This window comes from Kluyvera huaxiensis, from assembly GCF_040149365.1.
In the GTDB taxonomy this organism is placed as follows: Bacteria; Pseudomonadota; Gammaproteobacteria; order Enterobacterales; family Enterobacteriaceae; genus Kluyvera; species Kluyvera intermedia_A.
Genome location: NZ_JBEFLV010000004.1, coordinates 95,126 through 111,473 on the forward strand (window position 1 = coordinate 95,126; position 16,348 = coordinate 111,473).

General features: G+C 54.2%; 15 protein-coding genes. 11 read left to right on the forward strand and 4 right to left on the reverse strand.

All coding sequences use genetic code 11. The features are described from left to right. The first annotated feature begins 8 nt into the window (after nucleotides 1-8). From infB to mtr, 9 genes are all read left to right on the forward strand, one after another. Complete coding sequence (gene infB / locus ABOC97_RS05980) at nucleotides 9-2,699, forward strand: translation initiation factor IF-2 (protein ID WP_349595161.1); 2,691 nt, start codon at nucleotides 9-11, stop codon at nucleotides 2,697-2,699. A gap of 139 nt (nucleotides 2,700-2,838) precedes the next feature. Continuing rightward, a complete protein-coding gene (gene rbfA / locus ABOC97_RS05985; RefSeq protein ID WP_052283653.1) occupies nucleotides 2,839-3,240 on the forward strand; it encodes a 30S ribosome-binding factor RbfA in 402 nt (133 codons plus the stop codon). Then, a complete protein-coding gene (truB, locus tag ABOC97_RS05990; RefSeq protein WP_234505712.1) occupies nucleotides 3,240-4,184 on the forward strand; it encodes a tRNA pseudouridine(55) synthase TruB in 945 nt (314 codons plus the stop codon). Before rbfA ends, truB begins: the two co-directional genes overlap by 1 nt. Before the next feature lie 152 nt (nucleotides 4,185-4,336). Further along, nucleotides 4,337-4,606 carry a 30S ribosomal protein S15 gene (rpsO, locus tag ABOC97_RS05995; protein WP_035891092.1) on the forward strand — a complete coding sequence of 90 codons (270 nt, stop codon included), beginning with the start codon at nucleotides 4,337-4,339 and terminating at the stop codon, nucleotides 4,604-4,606. Between the two features lie 348 nt (nucleotides 4,607-4,954). Next, on the forward strand, nucleotides 4,955-7,084 hold the full coding sequence (pnp, locus tag ABOC97_RS06000) for a polyribonucleotide nucleotidyltransferase (RefSeq protein WP_234505709.1): 2,130 nt from the start codon (nucleotides 4,955-4,957) through the stop codon (nucleotides 7,082-7,084). 110 nt (nucleotides 7,085-7,194) lie between these two features. After that, nucleotides 7,195-8,079 (forward strand): lipoprotein NlpI, encoded by an 885-nt coding sequence (gene nlpI, locus ABOC97_RS06005; RefSeq protein WP_234505706.1) that lies wholly within the window; start codon nucleotides 7,195-7,197, stop codon nucleotides 8,077-8,079. Between the two features lie 105 nt (nucleotides 8,080-8,184). Then, nucleotides 8,185-8,265 carry a protein YrbN gene (gene yrbN / locus ABOC97_RS06010; protein ID WP_187590287.1) on the forward strand — a complete coding sequence of 27 codons (81 nt, stop codon included), beginning with the start codon at nucleotides 8,185-8,187 and terminating at the stop codon, nucleotides 8,263-8,265. Then, nucleotides 8,258-10,231, forward strand: coding sequence for a DEAD/DEAH family ATP-dependent RNA helicase (locus tag ABOC97_RS06015; protein ID WP_349595166.1), 1,974 nt, complete (start codon nucleotides 8,258-8,260; stop codon nucleotides 10,229-10,231). The genes yrbN and ABOC97_RS06015 overlap by 8 nt, the downstream gene beginning before the upstream one ends. Nucleotides 10,232-10,377: 146 nt before the next feature. Further along, on the forward strand, nucleotides 10,378-11,622 hold the full coding sequence (gene mtr / locus ABOC97_RS06020) for a tryptophan permease (RefSeq protein ID WP_349595169.1): 1,245 nt from the start codon (nucleotides 10,378-10,380) through the stop codon (nucleotides 11,620-11,622). A gap of 89 nt (nucleotides 11,623-11,711) precedes the next feature. On the opposite strand, the gene ABOC97_RS06025 is transcribed toward mtr, so the two are convergent. The 3 genes from ABOC97_RS06025 to ubiU form a co-directional block, all read right to left on the reverse strand. Continuing rightward, a complete protein-coding gene (locus tag ABOC97_RS06025) occupies nucleotides 11,712-12,719 on the reverse strand; it encodes a luciferase-like monooxygenase (RefSeq protein WP_349595172.1) in 1,008 nt (335 codons plus the stop codon). A gap of 199 nt (nucleotides 12,720-12,918) precedes the next feature. Then, on the reverse strand, nucleotides 12,919-13,797 hold the full coding sequence (locus ABOC97_RS06030; RefSeq protein WP_349595175.1) for a U32 family peptidase: 879 nt from the start codon (nucleotides 13,795-13,797) through the stop codon (nucleotides 12,919-12,921). Nucleotides 13,798-13,805: 8 nt separating this feature from the next. Next, complete coding sequence (ubiU, locus tag ABOC97_RS06035) at nucleotides 13,806-14,801, reverse strand: ubiquinone anaerobic biosynthesis protein UbiU (RefSeq protein WP_349595178.1); 996 nt, start codon at nucleotides 14,799-14,801, stop codon at nucleotides 13,806-13,808. 220 nt (nucleotides 14,802-15,021) lie between these two features. On the opposite strand from ubiU, the gene ubiT reads away from it, so the two are divergent. After that, nucleotides 15,022-15,546 carry a ubiquinone anaerobic biosynthesis accessory factor UbiT gene (ubiT, locus tag ABOC97_RS06040; RefSeq protein WP_349595181.1) on the forward strand — a complete coding sequence of 175 codons (525 nt, stop codon included), beginning with the start codon at nucleotides 15,022-15,024 and terminating at the stop codon, nucleotides 15,544-15,546. Continuing rightward, the gene (locus tag ABOC97_RS06045) at nucleotides 15,540-16,043 is read left to right on the forward strand and encodes a GNAT family N-acetyltransferase (protein ID WP_052283663.1); all 504 of its coding nucleotides are present in this window, start codon (nucleotides 15,540-15,542) and stop codon (nucleotides 16,041-16,043) included. Before ubiT ends, ABOC97_RS06045 begins: the two co-directional genes overlap by 7 nt. On the opposite strand, the gene ABOC97_RS06050 is transcribed toward ABOC97_RS06045, so the two are convergent. After that, the gene (locus ABOC97_RS06050) at nucleotides 16,030-16,314 is read right to left on the reverse strand and encodes a GIY-YIG nuclease family protein (RefSeq protein ID WP_349595185.1); all 285 of its coding nucleotides are present in this window, start codon (nucleotides 16,312-16,314) and stop codon (nucleotides 16,030-16,032) included. The two genes, ABOC97_RS06045 and ABOC97_RS06050, sit on opposite strands and share 14 nt — an antisense overlap. Between the last annotated feature and the right edge of the window lie 34 nt (nucleotides 16,315-16,348).

Sequence of the window (16,348 nt, forward strand, 5' to 3'; positions counted from 1 at the left end):
GGAACAGTATGACAGATGTAACCGTAAAATCGCTGGCTGCAGAGATACAGACCTCCGTGGATCGCCTGGTACAGCAATTTGCTGATGCTGGTATCCCGAAGTCTGCTGATGACTCTGTGTCCGCACAAGAGAAGCAAACCTTACTGGCGCATTTGAACCGTGAAAACGGTTCTGCCCCGGATAAGTTGACTTTGCAGCGCAAAACGCGCAGTACTCTCAACATTCCTGGTACCGGTGGAAAAAGTAAATCGGTACAAATCGAAGTCCGCAAGACACGCACCTTTGTGAAACGCGATCCGCAAGAGGCTGAACGCCTGGCCGCGGAAGAGCAGGCGCAGCGTGAAGCGGAAGAGCAAGCCCGTCGTGAGGCAGAAGAAACGGCCAAACGCGAGGCGCAACATAAAGCTGAACGCGAGGCCGCAGAACAAGCTAAACGTGAAGCCGCTGATAAAGCGAAACGTGAAGCTGCGGAAAAAGACAAAGTGAGCAATCAACAGACCGACGATATGACAAAAACCGCCCAGGCCGATAAAGCCCGCCGTGAAAATGAAGCAGCTGAGCTGAAGCGTAAAGCGGAAGAAGAAGCACGTCGCAAGCTTGAAGAAGAAGCGCGCCGCGTAGCGGAAGAAGCTCGCCGTATGGCAGAAGAAAACGAGAAGAATGGTGTGAATACCGCTGAACCGACTGAAGATACCAGCGATTATCACGTCACCACCTCTCAGCATGCTCGCCAGGCTGAAGACGAAAACGATCGTGAAGTTGAAGGCGGCCGTGGCCGTACTCGCAGCACGAAAGCGGCTCGTCCAGCGAAGAAAGGCAACAAGCACGCTGAATCTAAAGCCGATCGTGAAGAAGCGCGTGCAGCGGTTCGTGGCGGTAAAGGCGGCAAGCAGCGTAAAGGTTCTTCCCTGCAGCAGGGCTTCCAGAAGCCAGCTCAGGCGGTTAACCGTGACGTTGTGATTGGCGAAACCATCACCGTTGGCGATTTAGCTAACAAGATGGCGGTTAAAGGTTCTCAGGTCATCAAAGCGATGATGAAACTGGGCGCAATGGCCACCATCAACCAGGTCATCGATCAGGAAACCGCACAGCTGGTTGCCGAAGAGATGGGCCACAAAGTTATCCTGCGTCGTGAAAACGAACTGGAAGAAGCAGTAATGAGCGACCGTGACACCGGCGCTGCGGCTGAACCGCGCGCACCGGTTGTGACCATTATGGGTCACGTTGACCACGGTAAAACCTCTCTGCTGGACTACATTCGTTCAACGAAAGTCGCCTCTGGCGAAGCGGGCGGCATTACCCAGCACATCGGTGCATATCACGTTGAAACTGAAAACGGGATGATCACCTTCCTGGATACCCCAGGCCACGCCGCATTTACTTCTATGCGTGCTCGTGGTGCTCAGGCAACGGATATCGTTGTTCTGGTTGTTGCAGCAGATGACGGCGTGATGCCGCAGACCATCGAAGCTATCCAGCATGCGAAAGCTGCTCAGGTGCCGCTGGTTGTTGCTGTGAACAAAATTGATAAGCCAGAAGCCGATATGGACCGCGTTAAGAACGAACTGTCTCAGTACGGCGTTATGCCGGAAGAGTGGGGCGGTGAATCTCAGTTCATCCCAGTTTCTGCAAAAGCAGGGACCGGTATTGATGACCTGCTGAACGCTATCCTGCTGCAGGCTGAAGTTCTGGAGCTGAAAGCGGTTCGTAAAGGTATGGCAAGCGGTGCCGTTATCGAATCCTTCCTGGATAAAGGTCGTGGCCCAGTTGCTACCGTCCTGGTCCGTGAAGGTACCCTGAACAAGGGCGATATCGTACTGTGTGGCTTCGAATATGGCCGTGTTCGTGCAATGCGTAACGAACTGGGTCAGGAAGTGCTGGAAGCAGGTCCGTCTATTCCGGTTGAGATCCTCGGTCTGTCCGGTGTGCCGGCTGCCGGTGACGAAGTGACCGTGGTTCGTGACGAGAAGAAAGCGCGTGAAGTTGCACTGTATCGTCAGGGCAAATTCCGTGAAGTTAAACTGGCTCGTCAGCAGAAATCTAAACTCGAGAACATGTTTGCTAACATGACCGAAGGCGAAGTTCACGAAGTGAACATCGTTCTGAAGGCTGACGTTCAGGGTTCTGTGGAAGCGATCTCCGACTCCTTGCTGAAACTGTCTACTGACGAAGTTAAAGTGAAGATTATCGGTTCTGGCGTAGGTGGTATCACCGAAACCGACGCAACCCTGGCTGCTGCATCCAACGCTATCCTGGTTGGCTTCAACGTTCGTGCGGATGCTTCTGCGCGTAAAGTGATTGAATCCGAAAGCCTGGATCTGCGCTACTACTCCGTCATCTATAACCTGATCGACGAAGTGAAAGCGGCAATGAGCGGCATGCTGTCTCCGGAACTGAAACAGCAGATCATTGGTCTGGCTGAAGTCCGTGACGTGTTCAAATCACCGAAATTCGGTGCGATTGCCGGCTGTATGGTTACCGAAGGTACCATCAAGCGTCACAACCCAATCCGCGTTCTGCGCGACAACGTGGTTATCTATGAAGGCGAGCTGGAATCCCTGCGCCGCTTCAAAGATGACGTTAACGAAGTCCGTAACGGTATGGAATGTGGTATCGGCGTTAAGAACTACAACGACGTTCGCGTTGGCGATATGATCGAAGTGTTCGAGATCATCGAGATTCAACGTACCATCGCATAATCTTCGTCGTCTTTAGGGCTGCTTAGTTGCGGCCCAAAGTCCTTAGACGATGATGTTGTGTAGGCCGGGTAAGCGAAGCGCCACCCGGCAATTATTTCAAAAGGGGCTGATAGCCCCTTTTTTGTCTGGAGAATTTATTATGGCGAAAGAATTTGGTCGCCCGCAGCGCGTGGCCCAGGAGATGCAAAAAGAGATTGCTCTCATTCTGCAGCGTGAAATTAAAGACCCGCGCCTGGGCATGATGACCACCGTTTCCGGCGTTGAAATGTCCCGTGACCTGGCCTATGCCAAAGTGTTTGTTACCTTCCTGAACGACAAAGATGAAGCGGCCGTCAAAGCCGGCATCAAAGCGCTGCAGGAAGCGTCTGGCTTCATCCGCTCGCTGCTGGGCAAAGCCATGCGCCTGCGTATCGTGCCGGAACTGACCTTCTTCTACGATAACTCGCTGGTTGAAGGGATGCGTATGTCTAACCTGGTCAGCAACGTGGTGAAACATGACGACGAACGTCGTGTTAACCCGGACGACAGCAAGGAGGACTAATGAGTCGTCCTCGTCGTCGCGGTCGTGATATTCACGGCGTATTGTTGCTGGACAAGCCGCAGGGCGCATCCAGCAATGATGTGCTGCAAAAGGTAAAGCGTATTTATAACGCCAACCGCGCTGGCCACACCGGCGCGTTGGATCCGCTGGCAACCGGTATGCTGCCGATTTGCCTCGGCGAAGCCACTAAGTTCTCCCAGTACCTGCTGGACTCCGACAAACGTTATCGGGTGATTGCGCGCTTAGGGCAGCGTACCGATACCTCAGATGCCGACGGGCAGATTGTGGAAGAACGTCCGGTGAACTTCAGTGATGCCCAATTAGCCGATGCGCTTGAGAGTTTCCGTGGTGACATCCAACAGGTGCCATCCATGTACTCCGCGCTGAAGTATCAGGGTAAAAAGCTGTATGAATACGCCCGCCAGGGGATTGATATTCCGCGTGAAGCTCGCCCGATTACCGTTTACGAACTGCTGTTTATTCGTCACGAAGGTAACGAGCTGGAGCTGGAAATTCACTGCTCAAAAGGCACCTATATTCGTACCATCATTGACGACTTGGGTGAGAAGCTTGGCTGTGGCGCGCACGTGATTTTCCTGCGCCGTCTGGCGGTCAGTAAATACCCGGTTGATCGTATGGTGACGCTGGAGCAGCTGCACGCGCTGGTTGAACAGGCACAGCAGCAGGGCATTCCAGCGGCGGAACTGCTCGACCCACTATTGATGGCGATGGACAGTCCCGCTTCGGATTATCCTGTCGTTAATCTTCCGCTCACATCGTCGGTTTACTTTAAAAACGGTAATCCGGTACGTACCAACGGCGCCCCGCTTGATGGGCTCGTTCGTGTCACCGAAGGCGATGAAGGGAAATTTCTCGGTATGGGGGAAATCGATGACGAAGGCCGCGTGGCTCCACGCCGCCTGGTGGTCGAATACCCCGAGTAAGCCTGACTCTGTGGCTTGCGATAACTGAGCGCTGCGGGTAGAATATCGCGGCTTAACATCTGCGTAATTGTTTAACAATTGGTGGATGTTATATCAGGGGCTGCTGAATTAGAGATCGGCACCCTTTCTTTCTTTTAAATTTGGAGTTCAAAATGTCTCTAAGCGTTGAAGCTAAAGCACAAATCGTTTCTGAGTTCGGTCGTGGCGCAAACGACAGCGGTTCTACCGAAGTACAGGTTGCACTGCTGACTGCACAGATCAACCACCTGCAGGGTCACTTTGCAGAGCACAAAAAAGATCACCACAGCCGTCGTGGTCTGCTGCGCATGGTTTCTCAGCGTCGTAAACTGCTCGACTACCTGAAACGTAAAGATGTTGCACGCTACACCGCGCTGATCGAGCGTCTGGGTCTGCGTCGCTAACTCTAGCGAGTTTCAGAAAGAGGGGCCTTTATGGCCCCTTTTTTCCACCAGACGACAGCAATTTATGAGAAAAAAGTACCCGCAAAATTACGGTCTGATGCCCAGGTAAAGCCATCTCGTTTAGACAAAATTGAGCTGGAATTACCAACACAGCAGTATTTTGAAAGATAACGGGTATAATGTATTGTTGTTGTACATATTCTTCGTTGCAGAGGTTCGCGCGGCTAATGAGAGGCTTTACCCGGACTGGGTTAGGATTGTCATTAGTCGCGAGGATGCAAAGAAGATCGGTTTCATTGGCTGGCACACCACAGGGTGTTCCGCCGCATATTAAGAAAGGATAGAATTTTGCTTAATCCGATCGTTCGTAAGTTCCAGTACGGCCAACACACCGTGACGCTGGAAACCGGCATGATGGCGCGTCAGGCGACCGCAGCCGTTATGGTTAGCATGGATGACACCGCGGTATTCGTTACCGTTGTTGGCCAGAAGAAAGCGAAACCAGGCCAGGACTTCTTCCCGCTGACCGTTAACTATCAGGAGCGTACTTACGCTGCTGGCCGTATCCCTGGCAGCTTCTTCCGTCGTGAAGGCCGTCCAAGCGAAGGCGAAACCCTGATCGCGCGTCTGATTGACCGCCCGGTTCGTCCGCTGTTTCCGGAAGGCTTCGTTAACGAAGTTCAGGTTATCGCTACCGTTGTTTCCGTTAACCCGCAGATCAACCCAGATATCGTGGCAATGATCGGTGCATCCGCTGCGCTGTCCCTGTCCGGTATTCCGTTCAACGGCCCAATCGGTGCTGCACGCGTAGGTTATATCAATGACCAGTACGTGCTGAACCCGACTCAGGACGAACTGAAAGAAAGCAAACTGAACCTGGTGGTTGCTGGTACCGAAGGTGCCGTGCTGATGGTTGAATCCGAAGCAGAACTGCTGAGCGAAGACCAGATGCTGGGTGCTGTCGTGTTTGGTCACGACCAGCAGCAGATTGTTATCAAAGAAATCAACGAACTGGTGAAAGAAGCCGGTAAACCACGTTGGGACTGGCAGCCAGAAGAAGTTAACGAAGCGCTGAACGCGCGCGTGGCAGCACTGGCTGAAGCGCGCCTGAGCGACGCTTACCGCATCACTGACAAACAAGAGCGTTATGCTCAGGTTGGCGTGATCAAGTCTGAAACCATCGCAACGCTGGTTGCAGAAGACGAATCCCTGGACGCTAACGAACTGGGTGAAATCCTGCACGCTATCGAGAAAAACGTTGTTCGTAGCCGCGTACTGGCAGGCGAGCCGCGTATTGATGGCCGCGAAAAAGACATGATCCGTGGTCTGGACGTGCGTACTGGCGTACTGCCGCGTACCCACGGCTCCGCACTGTTCACCCGTGGCGAAACTCAGGCGCTGGTTACTGCGACCCTGGGCACCACCCGTGATGCGCAGAACCTCGACGAACTGATGGGCGAGCGTACTGACAACTTCCTGTTCCACTACAACTTCCCTCCGTACTGCGTCGGCGAAACCGGCATGGTTGGTTCTCCGAAGCGTCGTGAAATCGGTCACGGTCGTCTGGCAAAACGCGGCGTGCTCGCTGTGATGCCTGATCTGGACAAATTCCCGTACACCGTACGTGTTGTGTCTGAAATCACCGAATCCAACGGTTCTTCTTCTATGGCTTCCGTGTGTGGTGCTTCCCTGGCGCTGATGGACGCAGGTGTGCCGATTAAAGCGGCCGTCGCGGGTATCGCGATGGGTCTGGTGAAAGAAGGCGAGAACTACGTTGTTCTGTCTGACATCCTGGGCGACGAAGACCACCTGGGCGATATGGACTTCAAAGTTGCGGGTTCCCGCGACGGTATCTCTGCGCTGCAGATGGATATCAAAATTGAAGGCATCACCAAAGAAATCATGCAGGTTGCTCTGAACCAGGCTAAAGGTGCACGTCTGCACATCCTGGGCGTGATGGAACAGGCGATTAACGCGCCGCGCGGCGACATCTCTCAGTTCGCTCCGCGTATCCACACTATCAAGATCAGCCCGGACAAAATCAAAGACGTTATCGGTAAAGGCGGTTCTGTTATCCGTGCGCTGACCGAAGAGACCGGCACCACCATCGAAATCGAAGATGACGGTACCGTGAAAATCGCAGCGACCGACGGTGAAAAAGCGAAATACGCTATTCGTCGTATCGAAGAGATCACGGCAGAAATCGAAGTTGGCCGTATCTACAACGGTAAAGTGACCCGTATCGTTGACTTTGGCGCGTTTGTTGCCATCGGTGGCGGTAAAGAAGGTCTGGTTCACATCTCTCAGATCGCTGACAAGCGCGTTGAGAAAGTGACCGACTACCTGCAGATGAACCAGGAAGTACCGGTTAAAGTCCTGGAAGTTGATCGTCAGGGCCGCGTACGTCTGAGCATCAAAGAAGCAACCGAGCAGTCTTCTGCCGCACCGGAAGCTCCGGTAGCAGAACAAGGCGAGTAAGGTTTGCCTTTTGCCCTCCGCGCTTGCGGAGGGCACATTTAGCTGGCCGGATGCCTTGTTTGCAGCGGGGGACAGGACGTTCATCCAATTGTTGTCTTCGGGAGTGGGAAATGAAGCCTTTTTTGCGCTGGTGTTTCGTTGCGACAGCACTCACGCTGGCAGGATGCAGCAACTCTGCCTGGCGTAAGAGTGAAGTCCTCGCGGTGCCATTGCAACCGACTTTACAGCAGGAAGTAATCCTGGCACGCATGGAACAAATACTTGCCAGTCGGGCTTTAACCGATGACGAACGCGCACAGCTTTTATATGAGCGCGGAGTGTTGTATGATAGTCTTGGTTTGAGAGCACTGGCGCGCAACGACTTTTCGCAAGCGCTGGCTATCCGACCTGATATGCCTGAAGTATTCAATTACTTAGGCATTTATTTAACGCAGGCAGGCAATTTTGATGCTGCCTATGAAGCGTTTGATTCTGTACTTGAGCTTGATCCAACTTACAATTATGCGCACTTGAACCGCGGCATCGCGCTTTATTACGGTGGCCGTGCGAAATTAGCGCAAGATGATCTGCTAGCGTTTTATCAAGACGATCCCAATGATCCTTTCCGCAGCCTGTGGCTATACCTCGCTGAGCAGAAGCTCGATGAGAAGCAGGCCAAAGTCGCGTTGAAGCAACGCTTCGACAAATCGGATAAAGAGCAATGGGGATGGAACATTGTCGAGTTCTACCTGGGCAACATTGACGAAAAATCGTTAATGGAACGCCTGAAGGCGGACGCAACGGATAACACCTCGCTCGCTGAGCATCTCAGTGAAACCAACTTCTATTTAGGTAAGTACTACCTAAGTCTGGGGGACAAGGACAGCGCTGCGGCACTGTTCAAACTGGCGGTTGCCAACAACGTACACAACTACGTTGAGCACCGATACGCATTGTTGGAATTAGCGCTCTTGGGCCAGGAGCAAGACGACCTGGCAGAATCGGACCAGCAATAGCTGACGTACACATCAGCCCGTAATCACATTTGATTGCCATCACCTTCACGGGTGAGGGCGTTGTTGTTCGTTAATACATCTACTTTGAGCCGGTTCACACTTTTAATGAAAATTACCGAAAATTTTCACGATAAGTTATGTAGACTGGCCGCCATTAATTTTGAGGCACACGTACTACATGGCTGAATTCGAAACCACTTTTGCAGATCTGGGGCTTAAGGCTCCTATCCTTGAAGCCCTTAACGATCTGGGTTACGAAAAACCATCTCCGATCCAGGCTGAGTGTATCCCACACCTGCTGGGCGGCCGCGATGTTCTGGGTATGGCCCAGACTGGTAGCGGTAAAACCGCAGCGTTCTCTTTGCCGCTGCTGAACAACCTTGATCCTGAGCTGAAAGCACCACAGATTCTGGTGCTGGCCCCGACCCGCGAACTGGCGGTTCAGGTGGCTGAAGCAATGACTGATTTCTCTAAACACATGCGCGGCGTGAACGTGGTAGCCCTTTACGGCGGCCAGCGTTATGACGTGCAGTTACGCGCCCTGCGTCAAGGGCCACAAATTGTTGTCGGTACCCCGGGTCGTCTGCTGGACCACCTGAAGCGCGGCACTCTGGACCTCTCTAAACTGAGCGGTCTGGTGCTGGACGAAGCTGATGAAATGCTGCGTATGGGCTTTATCGAAGACGTTGAAACCATCATGGCTCAGATCCCAGAAGGTCATCAGACCGCTCTGTTCTCTGCAACCATGCCGGAAGCTATTCGTCGTATTACCCGTCGCTTTATGAAAGAGCCACAGGAAGTACGCATCCAGTCCAGCGTAACCACTCGCCCGGATATCAGCCAGAGCTTCTGGTCTGTATACGGCATGCGTAAAAACGAAGCGCTGGTACGTTTCCTGGAAGCGGAAGATTTTGATGCGGCGATTATCTTCGTACGTACCAAAAACGCGACTCTGGAAGTGGCTGAAGCCCTGGAACGTAGCGGCTATAACAGCGCCGCGCTGAACGGTGACATGAACCAGTCCCTGCGTGAGCAGACTCTGGAACGTCTGAAAGACGGTCGTCTGGACATCCTGATCGCGACCGACGTTGCGGCACGTGGTCTGGACGTTGAGCGTATCAGCCTGGTTGTTAACTACGACATCCCGATGGACTCCGAGTCTTACGTTCACCGTATCGGCCGTACCGGTCGTGCGGGTCGTGCTGGCCGTGCGCTGCTGTTCGTTGAGAACCGCGAGCGTCGTCTGCTGCGCAACATCGAACGCACCATGAAGCTGTCTATCCCAGAAGTAGAACTGCCGAACGCAGACCTGCTGGGCAAACGCCGTCTGGAAAAATTCGCCGCTAAAGTACAGCAGCAGCTGGAAAGCAGCGATCTGGATCTGTACCGTGGTCTGCTGGCTCAAATCAAGCCGACTGCAGAAGGCGAAGAGCTGGACGTTGAAACCCTGGCTGCGGCACTGCTGAAAATGGCACAGGGCGAACGTTCTCTGATCGTTCCACCAGATGCGCCAATGCGTCCTAAGCGTGAATTCCGCGAACGTGACGAGCGTTTTGAACGTCGTGATCGTAACGATCGTAACGACCGTGGTCCACGCGATCGTAATGACCGTGGCGGCGAAGATCGTCCTAAGCGTGAACGTCGTGAAGTTGGCGATATGGAACTGTACCGCATTGAAGTTGGCCGTGATGATGGTGTTGAAGTTCGTCACATCGTTGGCGCTATCGCTAACGAAGGTGATATCAGCAGCCGTTACATCGGTAACATCAAACTGTTCGGTACCCACTCTACTATCGAACTGCCAAAAGGCATGCCGGGCGAAGTACTGCAGCACTTTACTCGTACTCGCATCCTGAACAAACCGATGAACATGCAGCTGATGGGTGATGCCCAGCCGCGCCCTGACCGTGGTGGTCGTGGTGGTGAGCGTCGCGAAGGCGGTCGTCCTTTCGGTGGTGAACGTCGTAACGAAGGTCGCGGTGAAGGCCGTGGTTTCAGTGGTGAGCGTCGTGAAGGCGGTCGTGGTGATGGTCGTCGTTTCAGCGGCGAACGTCGTGACGGCGGTAACCGTGCGCCGCGTCGTGATGATGCTGGTGCAGCCCCACGTCGTGATGACTCTACCGGTCGTCGTCGTTTCGGCGGTGACGCATAAGCCTCACAGCTTATTAGCGTAAAGTAAACGATACAGCCCCGATCTTAACGATTGGGGCTTTTTTTTATTTCATTTGTACTCGTGTACTGGTACAGTGCAGCACATTGAAATGCAGTAGCAAAATAATACACTGGAGAAAAGGCTGTATGGCGACACTAACCACCACCCAAACGTCACCTTCGCTGCTTGGCGGCGTGGTGATAATCGGCGGCACAATCATTGGTGCGGGGATGTTCTCCCTGCCAGTCGTGATGTCCGGTGCGTGGTTCTTCTGGTCAATGGCGGCGCTGGTGTTTACCTGGTTCTGTATGCTGCACTCGGGGCTGATGATCCTTGAAGCGAACCTCAACTATCGAATTGGCTCGAGCTTCGACACCATCACCAAAGATTTGCTGGGCAAAGGTTGGAACATTGTTAACGGCATCTCCATCGCCTTTGTGCTCTATATCCTGACCTACGCCTACATCTCGGCCAGCGGCTCGATTCTGCATCATACCTTTGCGGAAATGTCGCTAGACGTCCCAGCGCGCGCCGCAGGCTTTAGCTTTGCGCTACTGGTGGCATTTGTGGTGTGGTTAAGCACCAAAGCGGTTAGCCGAATGACGGCCATCGTGCTGGGGGCGAAGGTGATTACCTTCTTCCTGACCTTCGGCAGCCTGATGGGCCACGTCACGCCGACGACGTTGTTTAACGTTGCTGAGAGCAACGCATCGTATACGCCGTACCTGCTGATGACCCTGCCATTCTGTCTGGCGTCTTTCGGCTATCACGGTAACGTGCCGAGCCTGATGAAATACTACGGCAAAGATCCGCGCACCATCGTGAAATGTTTGGTTTACGGAACGCTGCTGGCGCTGGCGCTCTACACCGTATGGTTGCTGGGAACGATGGGCAATATCCCGCGTCCTGAATTTATCGGCATCGCGCAGAAGGGCGGTAACATCGATGTGCTGGTGCAGGCGCTGAGCGGTGTGCTGAACAGCCGAAGTCTGGATCTGTTGCTGGTGGTATTCTCTAACTTTGCGGTGGCGAGTTCATTCCTGGGCGTGACGCTGGGCCTGTTTGACTACCTGGCGGACCTGTTTGGTTTTGATGATTCCGCGCTGGGTCGTTTTAAAACTGCGATCCTGACCTTCCTGCCGCCGATTATCGGTGGCCTGCTGTGGCCGAATGGGTTCTTGTATGCGATTGGATACGCGGGTCTGGCCGCTACTATCTGGGCGGCAATCGTGCCGGCGCTGCTGGCGCGTAAATCCCGTAAACGCTTTGGTAGCCCGAAATTCCGCGTCTGGGGCGGTAAGCCGATGATTGCGCTGATTCTGGTGTTCGGCGTTGGTAACGCACTGGTGCATTTCTTGTCGAGCTTTAATTTACTGCCGGTCTATCAGTAAACAGCAGCGCCCGGTGGCGCTGCACTTATCCGGCCTACAGGATATGTAGGCCGGATAAGGCGCAGCCGCCATCTGGCAGGATAAAAGCCCTATCCCAACAAACCTTTTTTCACATCCATCGCCAAATCAAACGAATGTAAACGCGCCTGATGGTCAAAGATCTGGCCGTTAACCATAATCTCATCCACCTGGGTTTCACGCAGAACTGACTCCAGCCCGTGACGCACTTTCTCTTTATCGCCAACCAGCGACATGACTAACGCCTGATCGACGCCGTATTTCTCCGACGGCGACCAGAATTTACTCATATCTTCAATCGGTGGCGGCAGCTGGCCGGTTTCACCACGGCGCAGTTTAGTGAACGCCTGCTGCATGGAGGTGAAGAGGAATTCCGCATCGCGGTTACTGTCGGCGGCGATAATATTGATGCACACCATGGCGTATGGTTTTTCCAGACGCGCCGACGGCTTAAAGTTGGTGCGGTAGAGATGCAGTGCCTGGAACAACATATCCGGGGCGAAATGCGAGGCAAAGGCGAACGGCAGCCCAAGCTGCGCTGCCAGCTGTGCACCGTAAAGACTTGAACCCAGCAGCCAGACGGGGATCTTCTCGCCGTAACCCGGCACCGGACGCACCTGCGGATTTGGATCGCGGGCGTCGAACCAATCGACCAATTCCGCCACATCGCGTGGGAAGTTATCAATATCGCCACCCATATGACGGCGCAGCGCGCGCATCGTTGGCTGATCGCTGCCCGGCGCGCGGCCAAGGCCGAGATCGATGCGTCCTGGGTAGAGCGTATTCAACGTACCGAACTGTTCGGCAATCACCAGCGGCGAGTGATTGGGCAGCATCACGCCGCCTGAGCCCAGGCGCAGCGTGGTGGTGTTGGCCGCCAGATAGCCAATCAATACCGACGTGGCCGCGCTGGCGATGCCGGTCATGTTGTGGTGTTCGGCCAGCCAATAGCGGTGGTAGCTGCGCTTTTCCGCGAGCTTCGCGAGGTCGAGTGAATGGGAGAAGGCTTCCCGTGCGGAAGAACCCTGAGGGATCGGCGCGAGGTCGAGCACCGAGAATGCAACGGTTTTGTCAGTCATAAAGGCTCACTTTGCTACAGCATATACACTTCGTCTTTCAGGCGGGACCACTATTCGCGGCGAAAAGCCTGAATGATTCAATGCATAGTCATCAGATTGAAGGTCTTCTTCCAGCGGGGTGAGACCCGGCCAGAAAAGCTGCAACTTTAATAATGCATTAAAAACTGATGACTGTTGTTAACAAAGTGAGCGGTTATTATCAGGCCTGCAGTTCCAGTCCAGCCAGACGTTTCCAGTAACCATTACAATCACTGTTGGCAGTCAACGGTAGCGGAACGGTGCCGTTTTCGTTGGCGCGGAAGGCGTCGAGCATCGCGAAGGTTTCATTACCCATCGGCGACAGGCGCACCATGTCGACCAGTCCGTGCATTGTGGTCAGCTCATTGCCCAGGTTATAGACGTAGCCGCTCATGGTCTGGATACCGTTAAGCACAAACACCTGCTGATTTTCCTGCGACAGCATGCTGCGCCCGGTAGGGTATTTGATGCAGCAGGTCTCGCATTCATCTTTCGGTTTGTCTTCGGAACGTGCGGTAAAGCAGCGGGCGGAGTAGGCCAGCGGCAGATGACCGTAGCTCAGTACTTCCACCTCGAACTTATCGCGAATACCCAACTCCTCACACTGATTGAGCAGGTTCACCAGCCAGTCGCGCGACAGCTCGACCGGCATACACCAGCGGGTCATGCCCTGTCTTTGCAGTACACGCAGGGTCACGGCGTTGTAGCAGTTCAGTGCGTGGCCGGCCACGAATGGCAGCTTACGCTCGGCACACAGATTCACCACGCCAAGGTCGCTGGCTTCTACCAGGAAATCACCGTTTTCGACATAGCGCTTGAGTTCGCCCAGCTCGGACGAGGCTTGAACCAGCGCTAATGTGGAGAGCACCACCTGCTTGCCGCTGCCCGCGAGGGATTTGGCCATATCCAGCCAGTCGCCGACTTTAGTGGCGCGACGTTTGCTGCACACCGCTTCGCCCAGATAAATGGTATCGGCGCTGCTGGTCGCGGCCTGCTGATAAAAATCTTCCAGCGTCTCTTTTGGCCAGTAGTAAAGCACGGGCCCTAATGAATATTTCATTGCTGTTCCTACTGCCATTTACGGTGATAAGCACCGAGGGTGGTCTGAGTCCCTTCGGACATGGAGCCAAGCGCTTCCATCCATGAAGCCTGTGGGACGAAGTTTTGCGGGTCGGCTTTACAGCGGTCAATCGCCTGACGCCAGACTTTCGCCACCTGGCTGACATATGCCGGGCTACGCTGACGGCCTTCGATTTTCACCGAGGCGATATTGGCAGCCAGTAGTTCCGGCAGCAGCTCCAGGGTGTTGAGGCTGGTCGGTTCTTCCAGTGCGTGATAGCGCTCGCCGTCGACGAGATAGCGGCCTTTGCACAGCGTCGGATAACCGGCGTTTTCACCATCCTGATAGCGGTCGATCAGCACTTCATTAAGACGTGATTCCAGCCCCTGAGGCGTTTGTTGCCAGCGCACGTAGCGTGCAGGCGAACAGGCACCGACGGTGTTTGGCGACTCGCCGGTCAGGTATGAGGAAAGATAGCAGCGGCCTTCGGCCATAATGCACAGGCTGCCAAACGCGAAGACTTCCAGCGGTACCGGGGTGACGCGGGCCAGCTGTTTCACCTGGTGAATCGACAGCACGCGCGGCAGGACCACACGGTCAACCTCGAAGTTGCGATGGTAGAAATTAATCGCCTCTTCATTGGTCGCCGATGCCTGAACGGAGACATGGCGCTCAATATGCGGGTAGCGCTCTGCGGCATACTCAAGCATGGCGAGGTCGGCGAGGATCAGCGCATCGGCACCCAGCTGTGCCGCCATATCCACCGCACGCTGCCAGCGCACGTAGCCATCAGGGTGCGCAAAGGTATTGATGGCGATATGCAGTTTGCGGTTATGCTGGTGAACGAAGTTTACCGCTTCCTGCAGCTTCTTCTCGGTGAAGTTAAGACCGGCGAAATGGCGGGCGTTGGTATCATCCTTCAGCCCGATATACACCGCATCGGCACCGTTTTCGATAGCCGCCTTAAGCGCCGGAAGGTTTCCGGCAGGGCAGAGCAACTCCATAATTCTTCCTGAGTTCGCGGCCCAGCAGGGGCGCATTATTGTTAATGATTAGGGATTTTAGTTAACCTATCGCTAATCATTTTTGATTTGAGGCAGACAAAAGCGTATTGATGACGCCAATAATCCCTCTGCCTCACGACATAATTGTTGATTTACGCCGCTATGTCGTTTATCTGATATGGCAAAATAACGGAACTATTGCATTCAGGGAGTAAAGCTTGTGTTGGATAAACTGCGTTCACGTCTGGTCCATGTAGCGCCAACTTTGATGAGCGTCCCGGTGAAATTTACGCCGTTCGCCCTTAAACGCCAGGTTCTGCAACAGGTGTTAAGCTGGCAGTTCCGCCAGGCGCTCAATGACGGTGAACTGGATTTTCTCGACGGCCGCTGGCTGAGCATTGAGGTTCGCGATATCGGCCTCAAATGGTTTACCTCGGTACAGAACGAACGCTTAATTGTAAGCGATACCGCCCAGGCGGATGTCAGCTTCAGCGCGGATGCCAGCGACTTACTGATGATCGCTGCGCGTAAACAGGACCCGGATACGCTCTTCTTCCAGCGTCGGCTGGTGATTGAAGGGGATACGGAGCTGGGTCTCTATGTCAAAAACCTGATGGATGCCATTGAGCTTGAGCAGATGCCAAAAGCACTGCGCGTGATGCTGATGCAGCTGGCCGATTTTGTCGAAGCTGGCCTAAAATCACCATCAGAAACTAAACATACATCGGTAGGTGAGCCATGCTGATTCGAGTAGAAATTGGAATTGATGCCCCGGGAATCGACGCGCTGCTGCGTCGCGCATTCAACGGTGATGGCGAAGCCAGTCTGGTACGCGATCTGCGTGAAGACGGCCTGATTACGTTGGGACTGGTGGCTACGGACGATGAAGGCCATGTCGTCGGCTACGTTGCCTTTAGCCCGGTTAGCGTTGAAGGTGAAGAGCTACAGTGGGTTGGTCTGGCGCCCGTGGCGGTTGATGAAGAGTACCGTGGACAGGGTCTGGCGCGGCAGATGATCTACGAAGGGCTGGACTCGCTTAACGAGTTTGGCTACGCGGCGGTCGTTACTCTGGGCGACCCGGCGCTGTATGGTCGTTTTGGTTTTGAACGCGCCGCGCAGTACGATTTACGCTGCCGCTGGCCGGGTACCGAAGAGGCGTTTATGGTCCACCCTCTGGCGGATGATGCGCTGAAAGGGGTTCATGGTTTGGTGGAGTATTCGGACCACTTCAACCGATTTTAAGGCTGTCCAGTAACGTTTCAAATGAACCGTCACCTGCGACGAGGCGCTCTTTCTGGCGCTTCGTCAGCTGCTTGATGCGATACTCGAGGCGCAGCGCCAGCGAGTGCTCGCCGACTGCACCGTAAAATGCCAGCTTCAGCTCACCTTTACCGCGTAGCGCTTTTGCCCCTTTACCGCTTTGATGCTGGTGGAATCGCCGTTCAACATCGGTGGTGATACCGGTGTACAATTTATTGTCCTCGGTCCGGACGAGATAAAGAAACCAACGCACGTGTGCCAACCTGTCTGCAAAGATGGACGCACCA

Excerpts from the sequence above, each read along its gene's own strand:
- infB (WP_349595161.1), top strand. The coding sequence starts at position 9 with ATGACAGATGTAACCGTAAAATCGCTGGCTGCAGAGATACAGACCTCC.
- rbfA (WP_052283653.1), top strand. The coding sequence starts at position 2,839 with ATGGCGAAAGAATTTGGTCGCCCGCAGCGCGTGGCCCAGGAGATGCAA.
- truB (WP_234505712.1), top strand. The coding sequence starts at position 3,240 with ATGAGTCGTCCTCGTCGTCGCGGTCGTGATATTCACGGCGTATTGTTG.
- rpsO (WP_035891092.1), top strand. The coding sequence starts at position 4,337 with ATGTCTCTAAGCGTTGAAGCTAAAGCACAAATCGTTTCTGAGTTCGGT.
- nlpI (WP_234505706.1), top strand. The coding sequence starts at position 7,195 with ATGAAGCCTTTTTTGCGCTGGTGTTTCGTTGCGACAGCACTCACGCTG.
- yrbN (WP_187590287.1), top strand. The coding sequence starts at position 8,185 with ATGAAAATTACCGAAAATTTTCACGATAAGTTATGTAGACTGGCCGCC.
- ABOC97_RS06015 (WP_349595166.1), top strand. The coding sequence starts at position 8,258 with ATGGCTGAATTCGAAACCACTTTTGCAGATCTGGGGCTTAAGGCTCCT.
- mtr (WP_349595169.1), top strand. The coding sequence starts at position 10,378 with ATGGCGACACTAACCACCACCCAAACGTCACCTTCGCTGCTTGGCGGC.
- ABOC97_RS06025 (WP_349595172.1), bottom strand. The coding sequence starts at position 12,719 with ATGACTGACAAAACCGTTGCATTCTCGGTGCTCGACCTCGCGCCGATC.
- ABOC97_RS06030 (WP_349595175.1), bottom strand. The coding sequence starts at position 13,797 with ATGAAATATTCATTAGGGCCCGTGCTTTACTACTGGCCAAAAGAGACG.
- ubiU (WP_349595178.1), bottom strand. The coding sequence starts at position 14,801 with ATGGAGTTGCTCTGCCCTGCCGGAAACCTTCCGGCGCTTAAGGCGGCT.
- ABOC97_RS06045 (WP_052283663.1), top strand. The coding sequence starts at position 15,540 with ATGCTGATTCGAGTAGAAATTGGAATTGATGCCCCGGGAATCGACGCG.